This window comes from Flavobacterium kochi (assembly GCF_048286715.1).
GTDB lineage: Bacteria > Bacteroidota > Bacteroidia > Flavobacteriales > Flavobacteriaceae > Flavobacterium.
On record NZ_JBLVPW010000039.1, the window covers coordinates 1 to 21,425 of the forward strand.

Sequence of the window (21,425 nt, forward strand, 5' to 3'; positions counted from 1 at the left end):
TTCGCATCTTACTGAAACATACTTAATCGAATTTAATTGCAAATTTTCCGAATGTCAATTTACGTTACTAATTTACGCAATATATTCACGTCGCGGGAAAAACTCATGCGGGTTTGCGTGCGTTAAATCATGGTCATTTCATATTGTAAAGATCAATAGTATTTTAAAGACAATATCTGATTGAACATTATTTTCCGCCTGTCTACAGTATTCAAAAGCTTAAATAGGTCGAGTCGATATATTGAAATCATTACCAAAAACCCTCCCAATTATATGTAAAACGCCACCAAAAAACTGTTTGGCAATCCAAACCAATGCCGCTTTTTAGACGAAACTCAAACCTCAACAATTCCATTTTTATACAAATAGTACTCTTTAAAAAAACAAAATACAATTAAACAACTATCTAAAGAAAAACACTTAAACATCCTTTTGATAATGCTTTATTACACCGTTTAAGATTACAGTAATTACAATTATTATGGCTCCAATATAAAATTCAAAGCTCATTTTTTCTTTTCCACCAAGGATAAAATAGGCCAATACAATCCCATAAACCGGTTCTAAATTAGTCGTTAGCATAACGGTATATGGAGTCAGTTTCTGCATCACTTTTACCGAAGCAGTAAATGCATAAGCCGTACAAATAGAAGCTAAAATCAAAATTAAAATCCAATTATCGAAAGTCAAAACAAAGAAATCCAATGTAAATTTCTGTTGAAATAAAAAGTAAACCGAAATAAAGGATACACCTGCCAAAAACTCATAAAATGAGATCACAGATGGATCATGATTTTCTATTAGTTTTCCGTTCATGAGTGTAAACAAAACTCCTAATATAATGGCAGCTAAAGCATACAACATACCGTCTAAATAATTGACTTCGACTTTCATTATCAGTGCCAATCCGGCAATGATAATGAGTCCAAAAAAAACTTCATACCAAAGCACTTTTCTGCCATAAAAAATAGGTTCTAGTACCGACGCAAAAAAAGCACCTAACGAGAAAACTGAAAGCGTAATGGAAACATTTGAAACATGAATTGCTTTGAAAAAAAAGATCCAATGCAATGCAATCAATAACCCCACAAAAATTAATTTTGCGAAGGATTTTAAGGGAATTCTAAATGATTTCTTTTTGAATACAATAAACAATGACAAAAATACACTGGCAAAAAACATCCGATACCAAACTAAAGCATCAGCTGTAATAGTGATTAGAGCACCTAAAATAGCGGTAAAACCCCAAATAAAAACAATAAAATGCAGGTTTATGTAACTCTTTAATTTATCGTTTTGCATTTCGTAATAAATAAATGGCTAAAATTCCAAATGCAAAATTAGGCAACCAGACTGCCAGCATGGGTGGAATACTTGATTTTTCGGCCAATACACCAAAGATTTTATCAAAGAAGACAAATGCAAACGCTAAGGCAATTCCTATCGCCAAATTGATTCCCATCCCGCCTCTGCGTTTCATCGACGAAACCGAAACCGCAATAATGGTTAGAATAAATGCCGAAACCGGAATACTGAATTTTTTATATAATACTACTAAATATACATTGATATTAGAAGAACCACGCTTTTTTTCCTTGTCTATAAACTTAATCAGTTTATTCAAACTTAATGTTTCAGCGATATATACCACAGGAGCCAAATCTTCTAAATCAAAACTAAAACGGGCATCTTTTTGAGGCGCTTTTTCAATTTTATCTCCATTCTCCCCTACCGTCCTTTTTGTATAATCAAACATGGTGTAGGTTTTCGCCTTTGGATTCCATTTTATTCTACTTGCCGAAATTTTATAGACCAGTTTCTCTTTATTGAATTTTTCCAGTGAAAAATTAAAAGCAGTCTTTGACAACGTATTAAAGCTATTTACATAAATGAATTCCGTATCGCTAATTTGTCGGTACACATCCGTGTCATCTCCCCGCATCGCTTCTTTTCCACCTGTTTTTAAATACGTGTATCTAAAGTTATTAAACCCTTCACTGGCAGCAGGAACAACAAAAAACCCCATTAATAAAACAAAAACCGAAACTATAGAAGCTCCAATTATGTAGGGCCTTAAAAAACGGGTAAAAGAAATCCCAGAACTTAAAATGGCAATAATCTCTGTATTGTTAGCCAGTTTTGAAGTAAACCAGATAACCGATAAAAATAAAAAAATTGGGAATAACGAATTGGCGAAATAAACTGTGAAATTATAATAGTAGATCGCAATTTCAATAAATGGGATTTTGTTTTCGATCATGAAATTAATCTTCTCCGAAACATCTATAATAATCCCAATAGGTATAAACATCAACAACATAACCGCAAAAGTGGCTAAATATCTTTTTAGGATGTACTTGTCAATTATCGTCATTCTTTTGGATGTTGGGTATTTTTGGCATTGTGTATCGGTTCCTAAAACCTAATACCCAAAAACCTAATGTCTAAATTATAATCTTTGGTTCATATTCTTCACCATCATTTCTTTCCAAGGTTTGAAATCGCCTGCTAAGATATGTTTTCTCGCTTCACGAACCAACCACATGTAAAATCCAAGATTGTGTATTGTGGCAATTTGTTTTCCCAGGTATTCATTGGCGGCAAAAAGGTGACGCAGATACGCTTTCGTATATTCCGTATCAACGTAAGTGATTCCCATTTCGTCAATTGGAGAAAAATCATCTTCCCACTTTTTGTTTTTGATATTAATCGAACCATTCGCAGTAAACAACATTCCGTTTCTGGCGTTACGCGTAGGCATCACGCAGTCAAACATGTCTATTCCAAGGGCAATATTTTCTAGAATATTTATCGGAGTTCCGACACCCATAAGGTAACGCGGTTTGTCTTCTGGTAAAATTTCACAAACCACTTCCGTCATCGCATACATTTCCTCTGCAGGTTCCCCTACCGAAAGTCCACCAATAGCATTTCCTTGTTGATTTGAATTAGCAATATATTCTGCCGATTGCTGGCGTAAATCTTTATAACAACTTCCTTGAACAATCGGGAAAAATGTTTGCTCATAACCGTATTTAAAGGGCTGGGTGTCTAAATGATTGATGCATCGGTCTAACCAACGGTGAGTCATTTTCATCGAACGTTTTGCGTAGTTATAATCACATGGATACGGCGTACACTCATCAAAAGCCATGATAATATCGGCGCCAATGGTGCGCTGAATTTCCATTACATTCTCCGGTGTAAAAAAGTGATACGAACCGTCAATATGCGATTTGAACTTCACGCCTTCCTCCTTAATTTTTCGGTTGGCTGAAAGTGAATACACCTGGTAACCACCTGAATCCGTCAAAATATTGCGGTCCCAGTTCATGAATTTATGCAAACCACCCGCTTTCTCTAGGATCTCGGTTTGTGGTCGCAAGTACAAATGGTAGGTGTTTCCCAAGATAATATCGGGGTTTATGTCGTCTTTCAATTCCCGTTGATGCACACCTTTTACGGAACCAACGGTACCGACAGGCATAAAAATTGGGGTTTCAATCACACCGTGATCAGTGGTAATACTTCCCGCTCTGGCTTTGGACTGCGGATCTTTTTTTAATAAATCAAACTTCATAAACACGTTTTTCTCCCGACCGTTCGGGACGGCAAAGATAGGCTAATTTGAAAATTAGATAATTACATAATTTAAAATTTTAATTAAGATTTGGGAATTCTAATTTTGCAGGGGCCTCCAAAGCCCTTTTTGAATCAAATTAATCTTTTCAAAATTCATAATTTGGGCGTGACAAACTGAAAAGGAGCGTCGATTTATTGGCTGCCATCCCCGGAAAAAAAATGCAAGGATTTTCACCACCCTTTGACGGGGATTTGGAAGTCCGGCTTGGGCTTTTTGGCTATAGACATTGCGTTTTCAGAGTTGAAGAAACCTTTATTTCTGAAATAAAAGACGCAGCAGTTACCAAAGCATCAGGAATTACAATCAAATTTACGTTTTTAAAAATTAAAATGTCCTAAAACAAGCTGGTTAAAACACAACTTATTTTAGGACGTTATCTTTAAAAAATTCATTCCATTATTCCAGCATTTTTTCACTGTAGTAGGCTATCTCAGAAGTTATTTTGCCTTTATCATTAAAATTATCAATGAAGAATATTGGCAAAACAATTTTCTTCTTATCTGATTTTCTCGTTAATCTAAAATTCCACCACGATTGTACAACTCTTGCATCACCCATTTCGTAATGCAGATAGTCAGGATACCCAACCATATCGATACTGGTTAAATCAAATTTTTCAAAAAGCTTTTGATCGTTTGCTTTTTGTTCCGCTAAGGTTATACTTTTGCCCACTGGTGAATTGATATCGCTAAAAACTGCTTTTTCGTCATAAAAACTATAGGCCTTATCAAAATCTTTATTTTCAAAAGCATAAATCATTTTTCGCACGTCATTAATATTTTCATGATGATTATAGATGACACCATTTTCTCTGTCATTAAAACTATTCCCAATTTCATCAAAAATGCTATTATTTGCATACTTAATAAGTGTTTTAATTTTATTGTTTTTATCAACTATAAACAACCGATGCAAAGGCATATCTATTTTCACACCGGTTTTACTATGTACTCCTTTTAAATCTTCCCAGGTTTGAACCCAAACTACATCTTTATTATTGGCTTCTTTGTATTCTAAAGCATCCGGATAAGCGCCTTGCGATCTTTTGATACTTAAATAATCAACATTATCTTTCCAAAAATTCACCTCTTTTAAAAAAGAAGCTTTATCACTTCCTTGATCATCCTTATCAGAACTTGCGCCATTATAGGATTTAAAATCATCGGCTAAAAAACTTGCGACTTTGTCAGCATCGCCATTGACATACGCTTGTGTCATGTCTTCTACTAAATTAATTGCGGGATGCTCTACATAAATCGTCCCATTAGTTTTTTTTTGTGCGTAAGTGATGCAAGTAGCGATCAACAATACAATTGAGAAAATTTTTTTCATGTTTAATTAAATTAAGTTAATAAGAACATTAAATTTAACAATAAATACTGACTGTCAATACATTATGCTACTATATATTTCCATTTAGTCTCTAATTAATGAGATCTGTCAGAGAAAAAGATAAAGGTTTTGCCGAATTAGTATTGTTCAGAAGCTTCCAGTATCTTAGATATTACAAAAAAGAAATATTCCCCAAATCAATACAAACTAAAAAATGGCGCACCTTCAAAAAATTTGTCATTGACGAAATAATCGAATATGGCTTTGCTATCCCAAAAAATAGCCCCAAAAAAGGCAGATACAATTTATGGGGCCCTAAAAACAAACTCGTTTAAGACTGCTTAGACGAATTTGTTTTCCGCTAAATCTTCGTTTATTAAATCAATACCCGTTTTTTTCCGTTTTTCTTTTTTCCATCATTCCATTCATGTCCATCTTGTCTCCGTTTTTCATCATAATGGTTTTCCCGTCTTTCATCTTTACCATTCCGTTTGGAGAAACGACAGTTCCATTTGTCATGATTTTGTCTTTTTCCATCATCATCATTTTACCGTCTTTCATCATCATCATTTTGCCATCTTTCATTTTTACATGATCTTTCATCATCTGATGGTCTTTCATTTTCTTTTCCATCATCATACCTCTCATGTCCATCATCTCTCCATTTTTCATCATCATGGTTTTCCCGTCTTTCATCTTTACCATTCCGTTTGGAGAAACCACAGCTCCATTTGTCATGGTCATGTCTTTATCCATCATCATCATTTTGCCGTCTTTCACCATCATCATTTTGCCATCTTTCATCATTACATGATTTTTCCTTTTTTCCATTTTGGAATCCTGCGTTTTGTTTTCCTGGGCTACAACTCCTAAAGAGCAAATAGCGATTGCTATCATTACAAAAAACTTAATCATAACTATTTGATTTTTAATTGTTTATAATAAATTTTAAGTATTAAAATTACAAAAAAAATATTCACGGTAGCCATTTTTATAAAACTATTAAAAAAAACAAAACTCGATTACTATGATAGAATAGCTCTTCAATAACACAGCCAAACAGTTTCAAATCTGAATTTAAGTCTATTATAAAATAACTAAAAATCTTATTTTAAAAATGGATTTCCCACCATAAAATCAGGCAATAGACTGCACTTATAATAAATGCGACCGCACTAATTCCACCTAAAAAATTAGATTATAATCTAGAAATATACCTTTTATTTTTTCCAGCATCGTTAAGTAGAAAAAACTTTTAAACATTTAATTAACAACTAATTATAATTAATTTTATCTAATTTTATGTGCTCTAAATAATATCAGTCTAACAATTAAAAACTATAAAAATGGAAACAAAAAATCAGACAACAATGACTCCTGAATCCAACAAGCAAAAACTCGTAATTATAAGAGAATTTGACACAACTCGAGAACTTCTTTGGGAAGCCTGGACAAATCCTGAAAAGTTCATGAAGTGGTGGGGACCCAAAAATTTTACCTGTCCATTTTGCAAAATGGATTTTAAAGTCGGGGGTAAATATCTTTACTGTATGCGATCACCTGAAGGTCGGGACTTTTGGGGCACCGGAATCTTTACCGAAATTGTTCCCATGGAGCAAATTGTATTTACCGATTCATTTGCAGATGAGAAAGGAAATATAGTTCCGGCAACCTATTATGGAATGGAAGGTTTCCCGTTAGAACTACAAATAACGGTTACATTTGAAGAGCATGATGATAAAACAAAAATGACTCTAATTCACGAAGGGATTCCATCAGGAAAAATGATCGATTTAACTAATGTAAGCTGGAACGAATCTTTTGATAAGCTCGAAGCCATTCTAAAATAATCAAGAACGAGATTCCTTCGAAAAAAATCTCACGGATTGTAAAATCCGTGAGATAATAAAAAACAAAAAATCCAGCGCAATCTTAAGAACAATGCAGTTTTGGAACTGGCCTATAGACCTGGAAAAAACAAAGACGAGCACACTGCTGCTTTCTTATATAAATTTAACAAATGGAAATATGACTTTCTGTTCTTGGGCGGAATGTACCAAACCGATTATGTTGTCGGTAGCGGTTGGGCGGGAAATATCAAAGAAGCTGGTTTCAAAGGTGAAATGAGTTATTTTATTCCAAAAAAAATAGTTTGGACGCATCGGAAACCTTTAGCTTTTCTATCAGGGCTGACCAAACTTTCAAGAACGATTGGTACATTTCGATTGCCGGTTTATACAACAGCAATCCGACGAATATTTTTACAGCCAACGGAAGTTTTTACAACACTAATTTGTCCGCAAAATCGCTGTTCCCGTTTCGCTATAATTTTTACACAACTATGATAAAAACGATTTCTCCTATCGCCTCTTTCAACTTTTCGTTTATTTATTCGCCAGAAAAAAACACATTGATTCTTGTTCCCAATTACGCATGGAATGTCGCGACCAATTTCGATCTGGACTTTACGGTACAGTCTTTTTTTCCAGAGCAAATAAACTCTTCTAAAAATTTAATAACGCAGATCTATATCAGAGGCCGATGGAGTTTTTAAAAAAGAGAACTATAATTCCTAATTCTATTCATCATGACGGAAGGATTAAATACAGCGGAAGCCCAGCAAAAACTGAAAGTTTTTGGTTTTAATGAATTGCCATCAGCAAAACCCAAATCCATTTGGCGTATTGCTTTGGAAGTCATGAAAGAACCGATGTTCATTTTATTGATCAGCTGTGGTGTACTTTACATCCTATTGGGCGACTACAGAGAAGGCATTATTTTACTTTCTGCCATTTTCGTTATCATTTTCATCACTTTTTACCAATATCAGAAAACTGAAAAAGCATTAGAAGCGCTCAAAAAATTGTCTTCACCACGTGCTTTGGTGATTCGGGACGGAAAAGAAATCCGAATCCCCGGGCGTGAAGTAGTTCCCGAAGACATTATTCTGTTAAATGAAGGGGATCGGATTGCCGCTGATGCGAAATTGCTCGACACGGTAAACCTAACAATTGACGAATCGCTGCTGACTGGAGAATCAGTCGCAGTTACAAAAAACGTAGCGACGGATGCTTCCGATTCTCATGGATTAGTTTTCAGCGGAACGCTCGTGGTGCAGGGAAAAGGATTTGCGAAGGTTTTTGCTACCGGAACAAAAACACAGTTTGGAAAAATTGGAATCTCTTTACAAAGCATTGAAGAAGACGAAACCCGATTGCAAAAAGAAATGAAAGTGTTGATTAGGAATCTATTTCTGATTGGTATTTTCATCAGCATTGGTATCATTGCTACATTTTATTTTACAAGAGGGAATTTTATTCAAGCATTACTGAACGGGCTTGCCGCTGCGATGTCCATTTTACCCGAGGAATTTCCCGTTATTCTCACCGTATTTCTGGCTTTGGGAGCTTGGCGCTTATCTAAAAAAAATGTACTGACCAGAAAACCTTCGGCAATTGAAACGTTGGGTTCAGCAACTGTTTTATGCAGCGATAAAACGGGAACCATTACCCAAAATAAAATGGAGATCGCCTCTATATATGATGGTCAGGAAATCGTCCTGAAAAGCATTTTTCATGAGAAACAAAATCAGATTTCCAATTTGGTTGTCGCCGCACATTATGCCTCAAGAAAGGATGCGATTGACCCTATGGAACAGGCCATTTACAAAACACATGAAGAAATAATTTCGCAAAAGAAACCAGAACATAAACTCATAAAAGAATATCCATTGAGCCGGGAATTACTGGCCATGACCCGCGTTACGGAAAATGTTACTGAAAATTCAATATCAGTTTCTGCCAAAGGAGCCCCTGAGGCTATTTTTAAACTATGCAAAATGAATGAAGAAGAAAAGTTAAAACATTTTTCCGCCCTGCAGCAAATGGCCAAACAAGGATATCGGGTTATTGCGGTTGCAAATGCGGCTCATCATAAAGAACAGCTTCCAGATTCACAGCATGAATTTGATTTTAATTTTCTTGGCCTTATTGGCTTGGAAGACCCCATTCGTCCGGAAGTTCCACAAGCCATAAAAGAATGCAATGAAGCTGGTATAAAAGTGATTATGATAACCGGCGATTTTCCTGCTACAGCAAAAAGCATTGCACTGGCGATAGGCCTTGACGCCAGTAATGAAATTATTACTGGTGATGAATTAAATACAATGAGTGATGGAGAACTAAAATCAAGAATAAGCAATACCAATGTTTTTGCGCGCGTAGTCCCTGAACAAAAACTGAGGATTGTCCAGGCTTTGAAAGCCAATAATGAAATCGTGGCAATGACAGGTGACGGAGTGAATGATGCGCCAGCCTTAAAAGCCGCCAATATTGGTATCGCCATGGGAAATAAAGGAACGGATGTCGCCAGAGAAGCCTCCTCACTCGTTTTACTGGATGATAATTTTGCATCAATTGTTTCCGCAATACGTTCCGGAAGAAGAATTTTTGATAATTTGCAAAAAGCAATGTCTTACGTTCTCTCCATTCATATTCCTATAATCGGGCTTACCCTTTTACCTGCATTTAACACGTCAATTCCATTACTGCTTATGCCCTTGCATATTATTTTTATGGAATTGATAAATGATCCGGTTTGTTCTATTGCATTCGAATCAGAGCAAGAAGAAAAAGGAATCATGAAACATCCTCCCAGAGATCCGAACGAACAGTTTTTCGGCGGAAGAAAGATTATATGGAGTGTTATGCAGGGCTTTTTATTGTTGTCCATGATTTTTTCTGTTTATTTATTTTCCAAACTTAAAGAATATCCCGAAGGAGAAGTAAGGGCTATCGTTTTTTCCGCACTTCTACTTGGGAATATTTTTATCATTTTGACCAATATTTCAAAAACTAGAAACATCATATCCGTAATAACCGAAAGGAACCCGATTACAATTCCAATTCTCTTAACCGCTGTAATTATGCTGTTGTTAATTATTTCAATTCCTTCGTTACGACAGACTTTTAATTTTGAGATTACCAATTACAATCATTTTATACCGTCTATTTTAGGAGCTATTGTTATTCTTATCATTCTAGAAACCATAAAATATTTTAAAAACAAGAAGACAAAATAAAACGGTTATTGTGTAACAAAAGTTACTGTGGAGCATCTATTCTTGCTTTACTTTTGCGTCATAATTAAGTCAAAGCCATTGGACCTAGTTATTAATTAAAAGTATAAAAATGAGTATAGAAAGAATAATCAAAGAAAAACACGGAACAATCGTCGATGTGCGTTCTCATTCTGAATTTAGGGGTGGTCATGTGGCCAATTCCATTACTATTCCCTTGAATGAAATTCCACAAAGAATAGAAGAAATACGAAATTTAAAAAAACCGCTGGTGCTTTGTTGCGCATCAGGAAACCGGAGCAGACAAGCACAGCTTTTTCTGGCTGAACATGGAATTGAATCTTATAATGGCGGTTCCTGGTTAGATGTAAATTATAATCAATCTCAAATTAAAAAACAATGATAAACACACTCAAAAATCTATTCGGATTTGGTCCAAAAGTAAATTATGCCGATTTAGTAAAACAAGGAGCCATAATACTGGATGTTCGAAGCAAAGGAGAATATGCAGCAGGACACATAAAAGACTCGGTAAATATTCCGGTTGATACTTTAAAGGATAACCTATTTAAACTAAAAGACAAAAAACAACCTATAATTACCTGTTGTGCCTCCGGAATGCGAAGCGCTTCTGCAAAAAGCATTTTAAAATCAAACGGATTTACAAAAGCGTACAATGGTGGCGGTTGGAGTAATCTTCAAAATAAAATTGGTTGCTAAAACAAAGCGGACAACAGTACTAAAACAGTCGAAACAGCAGATTAAATTTCGAAAAAAATCATATTATTCGTATTTACAATTAGTTAATTAACAATTGATTGAATTATAGTTTGTCTACTTTTATACTAGTAAAAAAGTAAGTAGTGAGTTTGCAAGATACAAGCAACAAATTTAGTCTTACTTGTAACTATTAATCTTAAAAAACAACTATTATGAGAACTGAAAGTAGTAAAAACGAACCTTTTAAAGGAGCTGTTCAAGCAAAATCAAATGCCGCACATGGATTGAGAGATTTATTTGAAGTTGGATTGAAAGACATTTATTGGGCAGAAAAAGTATTGACTAAAACGTTACCAAAAATGGTGAAAAATGCCTCCTCACCAGAACTAGTCAATTCATTAAAAGATCAAATCGCTGAAACACAAGAACATGTATCACGTTTAGAAAAAATATTTGAAGTAACTGGTATTAACCCGACAGCAAAAAAATGTGATGCTATGCAGGGTATACTGAAAGAGGCTGATGGTCTTATTAAAGAAACCGATATTGGTATGGTACGGGATGCTGGACTTATTGCAGCAGATCAAAAGGTAAAACATTATGAAATTGCCACTTATGGCACGCTACATGCTTTTGCTAAAACATTAGGAGAAGACAAAGCCGCAAATCTTTTGGCTCTGACTCTTGATGAGGAGAAAAAAACGGATGCCGCATTAACAGGAATTGCTTTATCTGCCATCAACAGACAAGCTTATAAAGCAGATGCGATTACAAATACTTAGAATGAAATTTAATTGGGGAACAGCAATTACATGCTGTTTCTGCATTTGATAAAAGCCTGCCTATGCGGGCTTTTTTTATGGATAATTATGATCTGAGTGATTCATTCAGATAATCTCAAATTGTATTCTAATGTTCATTAAATATTCAAAAAAACGTTTGCTGTAACCCTAAATAAAAATTACATTTGCAGCAGTTTAACTTTTACACACAAAATGAAGCCTAACACACAACAATTAAACGATTTAACTATCCAAGTCAGAAGAGATATTCTTCGAATGGTTCACGCCGTAAACTCAGGTCACCCAGGAGGTTCTCTAGGTTGTACTGAATTTCTTGTAACCTTGTACCAAAACTTGATGGAACGCAAAGAAGGATTTGATATGGACGGAATTGGAGAAGATCTTTTCTTCCTTTCAAACGGACATATTTCTCCAGTATTCTATAGCGTTTTAGCGAGAAGCGGTTATTTCCCAGTATCAGAACTAGCTACTTTCCGCCTTATTAATTCAAGATTACAAGGACATCCAACCACTCATGACGATTTACCTGGAGTACGTATTGCATCAGGTTCTCTTGGACAGGGATTATCCGTAGCGATTGGTGCTGCACAAGCAAAAAAATTAAATGGTGACAACCATATTATTTACACGCTTCATGGTGATGGTGAATTACAAGAAGGTCAAAACTGGGAAGCAATTATGTATGCTTCTGCGAAAAAAGTAGACAATCTTATTGCTACAATTGACCTTAACGGAAAACAAATTGACGGTACTACAGACGAAGTTTTATGTATGGGAAGTATCCGTGCTAAGTTTGAAGCTTTTGATTGGGACGTTTTGGAAATTGAAAAAGGAAATAACATTGAAGCTATTATTGCCGGAATGAATGATGCAAAATCAAGAACTGGAAAAGGAAAACCAGTTTGTGTATTGTTGCATACTGAAATGGGTAATGGTGTAGATTTTATGATGTACAGTCATGCTTGGCATGGTAAAGCGCCAAATGACGCACAACTGGAAAATGCTTTAGGTCAAAACTATTCAGAAGACGAAACTGACTACTAGAATTAAGATTAAAGATTAACGATTTCTGATTGCAGAATTTTTAATCTTTTCAATTTTTTAATCTTTCAATTAAAAAGAATAATGAAAAAATATACAAATACAGGAAGTAAAGATACACGTTCAGGTTTTGGAGCGGGAATGACCCAATTAGGTCAAACTAATGAAAATGTTGTTGCACTTTGTGCCGATTTAATTGGTTCATTAAAATTTGACGATTTCAAAAAAAATCATCCGGAGCGTTTTTTCCAAATTGGAATTGCTGAAGCAAATATGATTGGAATTGCAGCAGGTTTAACTATTGGAGGAAAAATTCCTTTTACAGGGACTTTCGCTAACTTTTCTACAGGAAGAGTTTACGATCAAATTCGCCAATCCGTTGCTTATTCTGAGAAAAATGTAAAAATTTGTGCTTCACATGCAGGATTAACGTTAGGTGAAGATGGTGCAACACACCAAATCCTTGAAGACATCGGATTAATGAAAATGTTACCCGGAATGACTGTAATCAATACTTGTGATTACAATCAAACTAAAGCAGCTACATTAGCACTTGCAGATTACCAAGGCCCTGTTTATTTACGTTTTGGCCGTCCGGTTGTTCCTAATTTTATGCCAGCTGACGAACCTTTCGTAATTGGAAAAGCAATTGTTTTAAATGAAGGTTCAGACGTAACTATTATCGCTACAGGACATTTAGTTTGGGAAGCACTTATTGCTGCTGAAGCTTTGGAAGCCAAAGGTATTTCAGCTGAAGTGATCAATATCCACACAATCAAACCATTGGATGAAGAAGCAATTTTAAAATCATTGGCAAAAACAAAATGCATCGTTACTGCTGAAGAACATAATATTCTTGGTGGTCTTGGCGAAAGCGTTTCTAGAGTATTAGCATTAAATAGCCCAGCTCCACAAGAATTTGTAGCAGTAAATGACAGTTTTGGGGAATCTGGAACACCAGAGCAATTAATGGAAAAATACAAACTGAACAATCAAGCAATTGTTGAAGCTGTAGAAAGAGTTGTTAAGAGAAAATAATTTAATTAATTTTCTGAATATAAAAAAATCCCATTCTGCTAAGAATGGGATTTTTTATTTACCGTCACAATTTTATTATTGACAGGTTTTATCTAAATGCTTTTTGATTCTTGTAGGATCTGTTGTATTCCCGTTACAACTTGGAATATCTGCAAAGGGGTAAGGCAATCCAGTAGCTGGATTTTTAATTTCTAGTTTAGTGGTATAATTATCTCCATCATCATCTACATCTACAAAATTAGGAACTCCATCTCCATCCATATCATCGGGATTTACAACTCCTGTTGCTAATATACGCATGTAGCCATCACCATTTAAATCCTCTTGATAAGATGGAACACCATCTCCATCTTGGTCTAATCTACTCATCTCATACAACTTGAAACTAAATACCAAAGGAGCGTAAGCAGGAATAATTCCACTTCCAGAAGCATAATATGCTAATCCTGAAGGGATGAACATTACACCCGCGCCAAAACCATCATGAGTTACTGTTCCATCAGCATTAGAGCTATAGGTACCTGTTTTGAATTGTGGAAATATTTCTCCCCACCCTGTTATCGTACTGAATAAACTTAAAAAAGATTGAGGATACTTAACTTCTTCGAAGGGAGTTGAAGTTACTGCGGCAACGCCAGCTGTAGTTGCACGTTGTAAATATTCTCCTTTATAAGACGTTAATACTCCATCTACATTACAAGGTGCTGTTCCAGTTCCAGCTCTCAATACCAAATAATATAATTTATAGGTAATACCATGCAAGCTTACATCTCTGCTTTTAAGTTCGTAGGTCGTTTGGTCCCAAATTGATTTTTGAGTTCCTCCTGCCGGTATCTTTGCAATAGCTACATCCTGATCGTCTGCAAATCCCGGATGATCTATAACTGTTATATAACTTGTTTTTAAATATTCTTCAATATCAGTATTATCGTTAGCATATTGTACTGCATAATCTCTAAGTGGCTCAACTGTAGGGGTATCATTCTTCGAACATGAAAATAAAGAGATTGTTGTAATTAATAAAATAAAATAATACTTAAATTTGTTCATTATAGCTAATTTTTAAGTGCGCAAGATACAATATTGATTTATTTTTGTAAACTATTTAACTCCGATTTTAGAAAATTTATGAGAATAGACAAATATTTATGGTGCGTTCGATACTACAAAACGAGGAACATGGTAACTGAGGCTTGTAAAAAGAATCATATTACCGTAAATGGCCTTGTTGCCAAGCCTTCAAAGGAAGTTTTTCCTACAGATAAAATTACGTTCCGGAAAGACCAAATCACACAAATCATCACTGTATTAGACATCCCTGAAAATCGTGTCGGGGCTAAATTGGTCGATATTTACAGAAGAAATGACACCCCGGCAGAAGCCTATCAACATTTGGAGCTTCTAAAATTATCGAAAGAACATTATCGAAAAAACGGAACAGGAAGACCTACCAAAAAAGACAGAAGAGATATTGATGAATTCGGGAATGAGATTAAAAATGAGGAAGATGTAGATTAAAACTAAAAACACTTCTTTTATCGCTATCTATCTCTAAAACCTTAAACCTTTAAACTAAAATAATGAGCAAAAATATCATCTTAACGAATCAGGAAATTGAGCATAAAATAAAAAGAATTGCTTACCAAATCTATGAAACCTTTGTAGATGAGGAGGAAATTGTCATTGCCGGAATTGCCACTAACGGTTTTACTTTTGCAAAAAAAATAGCCCTGGCCCTGAAAACCATCTCTCCTCTTAAAGTTTCGCTTTGTGAAGTCCAAATCAACAAGCAAAATCCCGAATTACCAATTCACACCTCTTTATCAAAAGAACAATACGCAAATAAAGGCTTAGTCCTTGTTGATGATGTATTAAACTCAGGCACGACATTGATCTATGCAGTAAGGCATTTTATTGACGTTCCTTTAAAAAAGTTCAAAACAGCTGTCCTTGTAGACAGAAACCACAAGAAATACCCTGTAAAAGCCGATTTTAAAGGAATATCGTTATCCACTTCCCTACTGGAGCATGTACAAGTTGTTTTTGATGAAAGCGGAGACAATTACGCTTATTTAAGCTAGGATATTAACTATATCCGCAACCGTTTGGTCGATTGTCTTATCATCGACAATCACCTTGTGCTGCGCGTGATTGTAATAAAAACTTCTATCAAAGAGATGTTTTGCAATAAACTCTTTCATTTCGTCATCACTTTTATTGGCAATAAGAGGACGTTTGCTTTTATTATGAACCAATCTATTAAATAAAGTCTCTATTGAAGCTTTTAGATAAACAGACACCACATTATCATCTTTTAGCAACTCATGATTATTTGCATAACAAGGCGTTCCTCCGCCCAAACCTATAATTAAGTTGTCGGGAGAATCCAATAATTCGACAAAAACTTCGTGCTCTAGCTTTCTAAAATAAATTTCTCCATGCTTTTCAAAAACATCATTAATAGACAAATTTATTTTCTCTTCGATCTTTTTATCCAAATCTACAAAAGGAATTTCGATAATTTTTGACAGCTTATTTGCAATTGTGGACTTACCACAACCCATATAACCTAATAATATAATTTTTTTCATCTGAATAAAACCTTACAAATTAAGGTGTTGAGTAATTTTGTTAAAAAAAGACAAATTTATAATAAAATTGCTTGCAAAACTCCAAAATAAGTCCTTATATTTGCACCCGCATTCAAGGAAAGAATATGACTCGATAGCTCAGTTGGTAGAGCACATCACTTTTAATGATGGGGTCCTGGGTTCGAGCCCCAGTCGGGTCACAAATTTGTGATCAACACATAATTTCCTTGAAGCATTGACTCGATAGCTCAGTTGGTAGAGCACATCACTTTTAATGATGGGGTCCTGGGTTCGAGCCCCAGTCGGGTCACTAAAGGTTGAGTAATTTATTACTTGACCTTTTCTTTTTTAAGGCCACGTGGAGAAACGGTAGACTTGCCAGCTTGAGGGGCTGGTGCTCGCAAGGGCGTGTGGGTTCAAATCCCACCGTGGTCACCATAAAGGACAGAACTTTTCATAAAGTTTCTGTCCTTTTTTATTTTATATCCAATACAAATTTAAAATATTTCGAATCAATTCGGCTTTCAAAAAGCTTTGATTTTGGCGTTAAAGGGTACTACATATAGATTTGTGCTTCGATTGCCAAAACAATTCAAGATTGATCGGTAATTAAATGTTATGGTATTGAGAATTGTATTAAAATTTTTAAATCTTGATTCTCCCACAAAAAAAAGGTTATTTTTATATCATATTAAATTGACAACAACCAAAAATCTATGGCTTCAACCAGTAAGGCGGCACTCAGTTTTATTTTCATTACATTATTACTAGATGTTATTGGTCTAAGTATAATCATTCCTGTATTCCCAAGATTAATTGAGCAACTTATTGATGGAAATATTAGTCAAGCTTCACAATGGAGTGGGTTATTAATTTTTGCTTACGCAATTATGCAATTTATTTGCGCCCCAATAGTTGGTAATTTGAGTGATAAATATGGGCGAAGACCTGTTTTATTATTATCTTTATTAGGTTTTGGAATTGATTACATTTTTCTTTGGTTAGCGCCAACTATAGGATGGTTATTTGTGGGTCGAATTATTGCTGGAATATTTGGAGCAAGTTATACAACTGCTACAGCTTATATTGCCGATATAAGTACAGATGAAAATAGAGCACAAAATTTTGGGATGATCGGAGCTGCTTTTGGATTAGGTTATATAATAGGCCCGGGACTAGGTGGGGTATTAAGTGAATTAGGTCCAAGGGTTCCATTCATTGCAGCTGCAATTTTAACATTCATCAATGTAATATATGGTTATTTTGTTTTACCGGAATCTTTAGCCACAGAAAATAGACGTCCATTTGAATGGAAAAGAGCCAATCCATTAGGCACTTTACTTCAATTAAAAAAACACAAAAGTCTTTCGGGCGGGTTAATTATTACTTTAATATTTATTTACATCGCAGATCATGCCGTAATGAGTACTTGGACTTTTATTAATATTGAAAAATTTGGTTGGAGTAATGCCCTTATTGGACTTTCATTAACAGCTGCTGGCTTAATGGTGGTTATTGTTCAAGGTGGTTTAATTCGCATTATTAATCCTAAAATAGGAAATGAAAAATGCATTTTTGTTGGATTAATTCTATATACATTATCTCTCCTATTGTTTGCATTTGCATCTCAAAGCTGGATGATGTTTATTTTTTTAATTCCTTATTGCTTGGGTGGCATTACCGGACCATCACTACAATCGATTATCTCCAAAAATATACCTCAAAATGAGCAAGGGGAATTACAGGGGGCTTTAACCAGTTTAATGAGTGTAGCGGCTATAATTGGTCCGTTATTAATGACAAATTTATTTACTTGGTTTACCAGTCCCACTGCTCCTATTCAATTTGCCGGAGCACCTTTTTTAGCTGGAGCAGCTCTTATGATGATAAGTGTATTTATTGCTGCAAATAGTATAAAAAAATCTTTTCAATTAAAGAAAATTAATTAAGAAACTATGTTATCGGATGTAAATAATACTGGATTCAGATATTTAAATAAAAGAACAATAAATTTCATTTAAACTTTATCACATTTAACAAAAGTAAAATTCTACCGGTAAAATTTTATTAAAAAGATTCGTTATCTGACATTGCTAATTTCTTTAAATCATCTAAGAAATGATTCGAAAATTGTCCCGACAGGGTCACCATAAAGGACAGAACTTTTCATAAAGTTTCTGTCCTTTTTCTATTTTATATTCAATACAAATTGAAAATTACTAAATATATTTCATTAAATACTTACGGTTCGAAAAGTTTAACAGGGTGACTTGACTGGATTAGAACTGAATTAAATAATTGAATATCAATTATTTACAAATAGTTAAATAATCAGATCGTCTCCATTTATTCATTTCAAACATCTAATTATCATTAAATTATAAATTACCATCGCTATCTTTGTATAGAACTTGAAATTAATATCAAATTAGTGAAAGTCAGTAAAAATATTTTTTGTTATTGAAAATTAGGTAGTTAAAATGGAAAATGAAGAAAATAAAAGAGAAAAAATTACTCCTCAAAAGGCTTTGGAAATGCTAAGAACCGAAGGTATAGATCTAACATTAGAACAGGGCGAAGAAGTCTTGGGATTTTTAAGAAAGTTAGCCAATATAGCTGTATCAAAATATCTAAGAAGGAAGGATCATAACGCAAACATATAGTGCAATATAACGCACCAAACTACAAATAAAAGCTATTATTAGAGTAAAACACACACTTTAGTGCAATTTAGCGCCCTTTTTGTTGTTTTTTATGAAATTTACAATATATTTGTATAAAAAAGAGCCGTATAATGCACTTTGATGAATTAATAAAAACGATAAAAAAACGCAGAGAAGCACTTCAGGTAACGCAAGAAACCTTAGCAGAATTATCAGGCGTTGGCTTAAGAACCCTAAAACAGTTTGAAAGCGGAAAAGGAAACCCTACCCTCCTTACTTTAGGAAAGTTAGCGGATGTCCTAGGACTAGAAGTATGCCTAAAAGTTAAAAATCTATCTATAACAAATGAGAAAGGCTAAAATACTATACAAGGATGAAGAAGCTGGTGCGTTGACCCAACACGATGATGGTTCCTTTACCTTTCGGTATTATGATTCCTGGATGACTGACCCTACAAAACCAAGTATAAGTCTTACTTTACCTAAAGTTGAACAAGAATTTCATTCAAAATTATTATTTCCTTTTTTTTACAATATGCTACCGGAAGGCTCTAACAAACAAGTGGTCTGTACCTATAATAAAATTGACCGAGATGATTATTTTGGATTACTGATGGCTACAGCAAAAAATGATAGTATTGGTGCCGTTAGAGTTATTAAAATAGAAAAACAATGAGTTTACCTGAAATAAAATACTGCCCTGGTACTTTAGCCGAAGGTTTTCATACCTATAGCAGAACCTGTTTGAATAGAGTGTTTCAAGGCAAAAAAGTAGATCATATATTACCTTATGATTCGCCAGCATCCAATCCGGAAACACATGAAATATTTGAAGAAAACCGCAAGCGCATGTCCCTTTCAGGAGTGCAGGAAAAATTTTCTGTACTACTTAAAAAAAACAAGTTAAGACTAATTAAAGAAGCAGAGCGCGGTACCTATATTCTCAAACCAATTCCCAGTGTAGGTAAAAAACCAGACCAAATGCCCGCTAACGAGCACTTAACAATGCAAATTGCACGTCAGGTATACGGAATTGAAACTGCTGAAAACGCATTGATTTTTTTTAAAGATGGTTCGGCTGCCTATATTACCAAACGTTTTGATGCAAAAGAAGACGGAACAAAACTTGCCCAAGATGATTTTGCCTCCTTGGCTGAGAGAACACCACAAACACATGGAGAACATTACAAATACCTAGGGAACTATTTAGAGCTATTTGAATTAATGCGGAAATATTTACCTGCTTATAAGCTTGAAGCACCTAAACTGTTGAGAATACTGATGTTCAATTATCTATTCTCAAATGGTGATGCTCATTTTAAAAATTTTTCTATACTTGAAACTTCAATGGGAGATTATCGATTAAGCCCAGCTTATGACCTATTAAATAGTCGCATTCACATAGAAGATAAAGACTTTGCATTAGATGATGGCTTACTACCGCGAGATTTAGCTCAAGGAAAAATTAGTCGACAATTCGCTATACTGGCGGAGAAGATAGGAATAAGTGAAAAAAATTTTAATGATATTTTAAGCCTCATGTTATCACAGTCTGATACCGTAGAAAAATTGACAACTGCTTCTTTTCTTAATGAGACCACAAAAAAAAATTATTGGCAATCGTATCAAGGTCGTTTAAAACAATTAATGAAAACGTAACCTGAAATCCTGTAAATCATTCGTTTTAATTGATGTATTTCAAATCTTAATTATACTACAGTTAAAGAATCTTTCTATTACTTCTTTAATTTCTCTTTTGAATTCAAGAAGTATCACTTTGCCTTAAATCATGGAACGCCAAAGGCTGTTTTATATTTTTTCCACGCTCCGATTGCCGCAATTAGTGCGTGGTCAAAAAAACGACCTCTAAAAATTTATATTGAATTCGATATTGCTAATTTCTTTAAATCATCTAAAAAATGGCTCGAAATTTGTCCCGACAGAGTCACTAGACGGGACAATGAAGAAAATTTCTTCTTTGTCCCGTTTTTATTTAACCGTAAATCATTTTTTATAAATATATAACCCTAACTATTTCACTGGCCCTACCGGTCCGAAACTCATTTTTTAAAATAGTGAAATTTTTAGGAAAAATCAAACCAATTAAATCTCTAGACTGTCCCCATAACCCCTCCTTTATAGGATTCATGCAGTGTGAGCAGATTTTCTATTCCATCATCAAGCAAATCATCAATACTATCTTTATTAACATCTATATCTAACAATTTCAATTCTAATTTGTTTATCATTTCTCCACAACTTTTAGGACTGATCCTATATTTCCTTGGGTGAATAGAACTATCAGTAATGCTAAAAAAGTACTTTTAGGCATTCATCATAATTGTGTAAATCAACACTATGTTCAGAATTATCTTGACGAGTTCTTTTACAAATTCAATAGGAGATATTTTGGAGACAAACTATCCGATAGGATTATGATTGCTGATTTAGAAACAACTTGGTATTAGTAACGGATAATCATATTAATTAATATCTTATTTTTGAGTTTAAATCTACT

General features: G+C 34.5%; 24 protein-coding genes, 3 tRNA genes and 1 pseudogene. 20 read left to right on the top strand and 8 right to left on the bottom strand.

All coding sequences use genetic code 11. From position 1 onward, the window contains the following. Positions 1-420: 420 nt before the first annotated feature. The 3 genes from ACNQGH_RS20455 to tgt all read right to left on the bottom strand — a co-directional run bounded on the left by ACNQGH_RS20455 (position 421) and on the right by tgt (position 3,580). On the bottom strand, positions 421-1,302 hold the full coding sequence (locus tag ACNQGH_RS20455; RefSeq protein WP_417957873.1) for a DMT family transporter: 882 nt from the start codon (positions 1,300-1,302) through the stop codon (positions 421-423). Beyond that, positions 1,289-2,374, bottom strand: a complete 1,086-nt coding sequence (locus ACNQGH_RS20460; RefSeq protein WP_417957874.1) for an LptF/LptG family permease — start codon at positions 2,372-2,374, stop codon at positions 1,289-1,291. Before ACNQGH_RS20460 ends, ACNQGH_RS20455 begins: the two co-directional genes overlap by 14 nt. Positions 2,375-2,449: 75 nt before the next feature. Beyond that, complete coding sequence (tgt, locus tag ACNQGH_RS20465) at positions 2,450-3,580, bottom strand: tRNA guanosine(34) transglycosylase Tgt (RefSeq protein WP_417957875.1); 1,131 nt, start codon at positions 3,578-3,580, stop codon at positions 2,450-2,452. Positions 3,581-3,801: 221 nt separating this feature from the next. On the opposite strand from tgt, the gene ACNQGH_RS20470 reads away from it, so the two are divergent. After that, on the top strand, positions 3,802-3,981 hold the full coding sequence (locus tag ACNQGH_RS20470; protein WP_417957876.1) for a hypothetical protein: 180 nt from the start codon (positions 3,802-3,804) through the stop codon (positions 3,979-3,981). Between the two features lie 58 nt (positions 3,982-4,039). Here the strand turns inward: ACNQGH_RS20470 and ACNQGH_RS20475 are convergent, their stop codons facing one another. Both ACNQGH_RS20475 and ACNQGH_RS20480 read right to left on the bottom strand, forming a co-directional pair. Beyond that, positions 4,040-4,975, bottom strand: coding sequence for a nuclear transport factor 2-like protein (locus ACNQGH_RS20475; protein WP_417957877.1), 936 nt, complete (start codon positions 4,973-4,975; stop codon positions 4,040-4,042). Between the two features lie 381 nt (positions 4,976-5,356). Then, a complete protein-coding gene (locus ACNQGH_RS20480) occupies positions 5,357-5,890 on the bottom strand; it encodes a DUF6799 domain-containing protein (RefSeq protein ID WP_417957878.1) in 534 nt (177 codons plus the stop codon). Between the two features lie 431 nt (positions 5,891-6,321). Between ACNQGH_RS20480 and ACNQGH_RS20485 the strand changes: the two genes are divergently transcribed. The 8 genes from ACNQGH_RS20485 to ACNQGH_RS20520 all read left to right on the top strand — a co-directional run bounded on the left by ACNQGH_RS20485 (position 6,322) and on the right by ACNQGH_RS20520 (position 13,654). Further along, a complete protein-coding gene (locus tag ACNQGH_RS20485) occupies positions 6,322-6,825 on the top strand; it encodes an SRPBCC family protein (protein ID WP_417957879.1) in 504 nt (167 codons plus the stop codon). A 99-nt stretch (positions 6,826-6,924) separates the two neighbouring features. Further along, positions 6,925-7,320, top strand: a complete 396-nt coding sequence (locus ACNQGH_RS20490) for a hypothetical protein (RefSeq protein WP_417957880.1) — start codon at positions 6,925-6,927, stop codon at positions 7,318-7,320. A 242-nt stretch (positions 7,321-7,562) separates the two neighbouring features. Further along, the gene (locus ACNQGH_RS20495; protein WP_417957881.1) at positions 7,563-10,055 is read left to right on the top strand and encodes a cation-translocating P-type ATPase; all 2,493 of its coding nucleotides are present in this window, start codon (positions 7,563-7,565) and stop codon (positions 10,053-10,055) included. Positions 10,056-10,164: 109 nt separating this feature from the next. After that, on the top strand, positions 10,165-10,455 hold the full coding sequence (locus ACNQGH_RS20500; RefSeq protein ID WP_417957882.1) for a rhodanese-like domain-containing protein: 291 nt from the start codon (positions 10,165-10,167) through the stop codon (positions 10,453-10,455). Continuing rightward, positions 10,452-10,772, top strand: coding sequence for a rhodanese-like domain-containing protein (locus ACNQGH_RS20505; RefSeq protein ID WP_417957883.1), 321 nt, complete (start codon positions 10,452-10,454; stop codon positions 10,770-10,772). Before ACNQGH_RS20500 ends, ACNQGH_RS20505 begins: the two co-directional genes overlap by 4 nt. A gap of 212 nt (positions 10,773-10,984) precedes the next feature. Further along, a complete protein-coding gene (locus tag ACNQGH_RS20510) occupies positions 10,985-11,554 on the top strand; it encodes a YciE/YciF ferroxidase family protein (RefSeq protein ID WP_417957884.1) in 570 nt (189 codons plus the stop codon). Positions 11,555-11,767: 213 nt separating this feature from the next. Next, positions 11,768-12,619, top strand: coding sequence for a transketolase (locus ACNQGH_RS20515; protein WP_417957885.1), 852 nt, complete (start codon positions 11,768-11,770; stop codon positions 12,617-12,619). An 81-nt stretch (positions 12,620-12,700) separates the two neighbouring features. Beyond that, entirely contained in the window at positions 12,701-13,654 is a 954-nt protein-coding gene (locus tag ACNQGH_RS20520; protein WP_417957886.1) for a transketolase family protein, read from the top strand. Positions 13,655-13,729: 75 nt separating this feature from the next. Here ACNQGH_RS20520 and ACNQGH_RS20525 read toward each other — a convergent pair whose 3' ends face one another. Further along, entirely contained in the window at positions 13,730-14,704 is a 975-nt protein-coding gene (locus ACNQGH_RS20525; protein WP_417957887.1) for an FKBP-type peptidyl-prolyl cis-trans isomerase, read from the bottom strand. Positions 14,705-14,782: 78 nt separating this feature from the next. On the opposite strand from ACNQGH_RS20525, the gene ACNQGH_RS20530 reads away from it, so the two are divergent. Together ACNQGH_RS20530 and ACNQGH_RS20535 are read left to right on the top strand one after the other, a co-directional pair. After that, on the top strand, positions 14,783-15,172 hold the full coding sequence (locus tag ACNQGH_RS20530) for an RNA-binding S4 domain-containing protein (RefSeq protein WP_417957888.1): 390 nt from the start codon (positions 14,783-14,785) through the stop codon (positions 15,170-15,172). Between the two features lie 62 nt (positions 15,173-15,234). Further along, the gene (locus ACNQGH_RS20535; protein ID WP_417957889.1) at positions 15,235-15,735 is read left to right on the top strand and encodes a phosphoribosyltransferase family protein; all 501 of its coding nucleotides are present in this window, start codon (positions 15,235-15,237) and stop codon (positions 15,733-15,735) included. On the opposite strand, the gene ACNQGH_RS20540 is transcribed toward ACNQGH_RS20535, so the two are convergent. Continuing rightward, the gene (locus ACNQGH_RS20540; RefSeq protein WP_417957890.1) at positions 15,727-16,245 is read right to left on the bottom strand and encodes a shikimate kinase; all 519 of its coding nucleotides are present in this window, start codon (positions 16,243-16,245) and stop codon (positions 15,727-15,729) included. The two genes, ACNQGH_RS20535 and ACNQGH_RS20540, sit on opposite strands and share 9 nt — an antisense overlap. Before the next feature lie 127 nt (positions 16,246-16,372). Here ACNQGH_RS20540 and ACNQGH_RS20545 point away from each other — a divergent pair. The 8 genes from ACNQGH_RS20545 to ACNQGH_RS20580 all read left to right on the top strand — a co-directional run bounded on the left by ACNQGH_RS20545 (position 16,373) and on the right by ACNQGH_RS20580 (position 20,566). Then, positions 16,373-16,445 (top strand) — tRNA-Lys (locus ACNQGH_RS20545). A 37-nt stretch (positions 16,446-16,482) separates the two neighbouring features. Further along, positions 16,483-16,555, top strand: a tRNA-Lys gene (locus tag ACNQGH_RS20550). Between the two features lie 42 nt (positions 16,556-16,597). Further along, positions 16,598-16,683, top strand: a tRNA-Leu gene (locus tag ACNQGH_RS20555). Positions 16,684-16,961: 278 nt separating this feature from the next. After that, a complete protein-coding gene (locus ACNQGH_RS20560) occupies positions 16,962-18,194 on the top strand; it encodes a TCR/Tet family MFS transporter (RefSeq protein WP_417957891.1) in 1,233 nt (410 codons plus the stop codon). Between the two features lie 531 nt (positions 18,195-18,725). Next, positions 18,726-18,908 (top strand): hypothetical protein, encoded by a 183-nt coding sequence (locus ACNQGH_RS20565; protein ID WP_417957892.1) that lies wholly within the window; start codon positions 18,726-18,728, stop codon positions 18,906-18,908. 131 nt (positions 18,909-19,039) lie between these two features. Further along, positions 19,040-19,267, top strand: coding sequence for a helix-turn-helix domain-containing protein (locus ACNQGH_RS20570; RefSeq protein WP_417957893.1), 228 nt, complete (start codon positions 19,040-19,042; stop codon positions 19,265-19,267). Further along, positions 19,254-19,583 (top strand): HipA N-terminal domain-containing protein, encoded by a 330-nt coding sequence (locus ACNQGH_RS20575; protein WP_417957894.1) that lies wholly within the window; start codon positions 19,254-19,256, stop codon positions 19,581-19,583. Before ACNQGH_RS20570 ends, ACNQGH_RS20575 begins: the two co-directional genes overlap by 14 nt. Continuing rightward, entirely contained in the window at positions 19,580-20,566 is a 987-nt protein-coding gene (locus ACNQGH_RS20580; protein ID WP_417957895.1) for a HipA domain-containing protein, read from the top strand. The genes ACNQGH_RS20575 and ACNQGH_RS20580 overlap by 4 nt, the downstream gene beginning before the upstream one ends. Before the next feature lie 452 nt (positions 20,567-21,018). On the opposite strand, the gene ACNQGH_RS20585 is transcribed toward ACNQGH_RS20580, so the two are convergent. Further along, on the bottom strand, positions 21,019-21,156 hold the full coding sequence (locus ACNQGH_RS20585) for a hypothetical protein (protein WP_417957896.1): 138 nt from the start codon (positions 21,154-21,156) through the stop codon (positions 21,019-21,021). A gap of 27 nt (positions 21,157-21,183) precedes the next feature. Here ACNQGH_RS20585 and ACNQGH_RS20590 point away from each other — a divergent pair. Then, positions 21,184-21,375 (top strand): annotated as a pseudogene (locus tag ACNQGH_RS20590) (transposase); the annotation flags it as partial. Between the last annotated feature and the right edge of the window lie 50 nt (positions 21,376-21,425).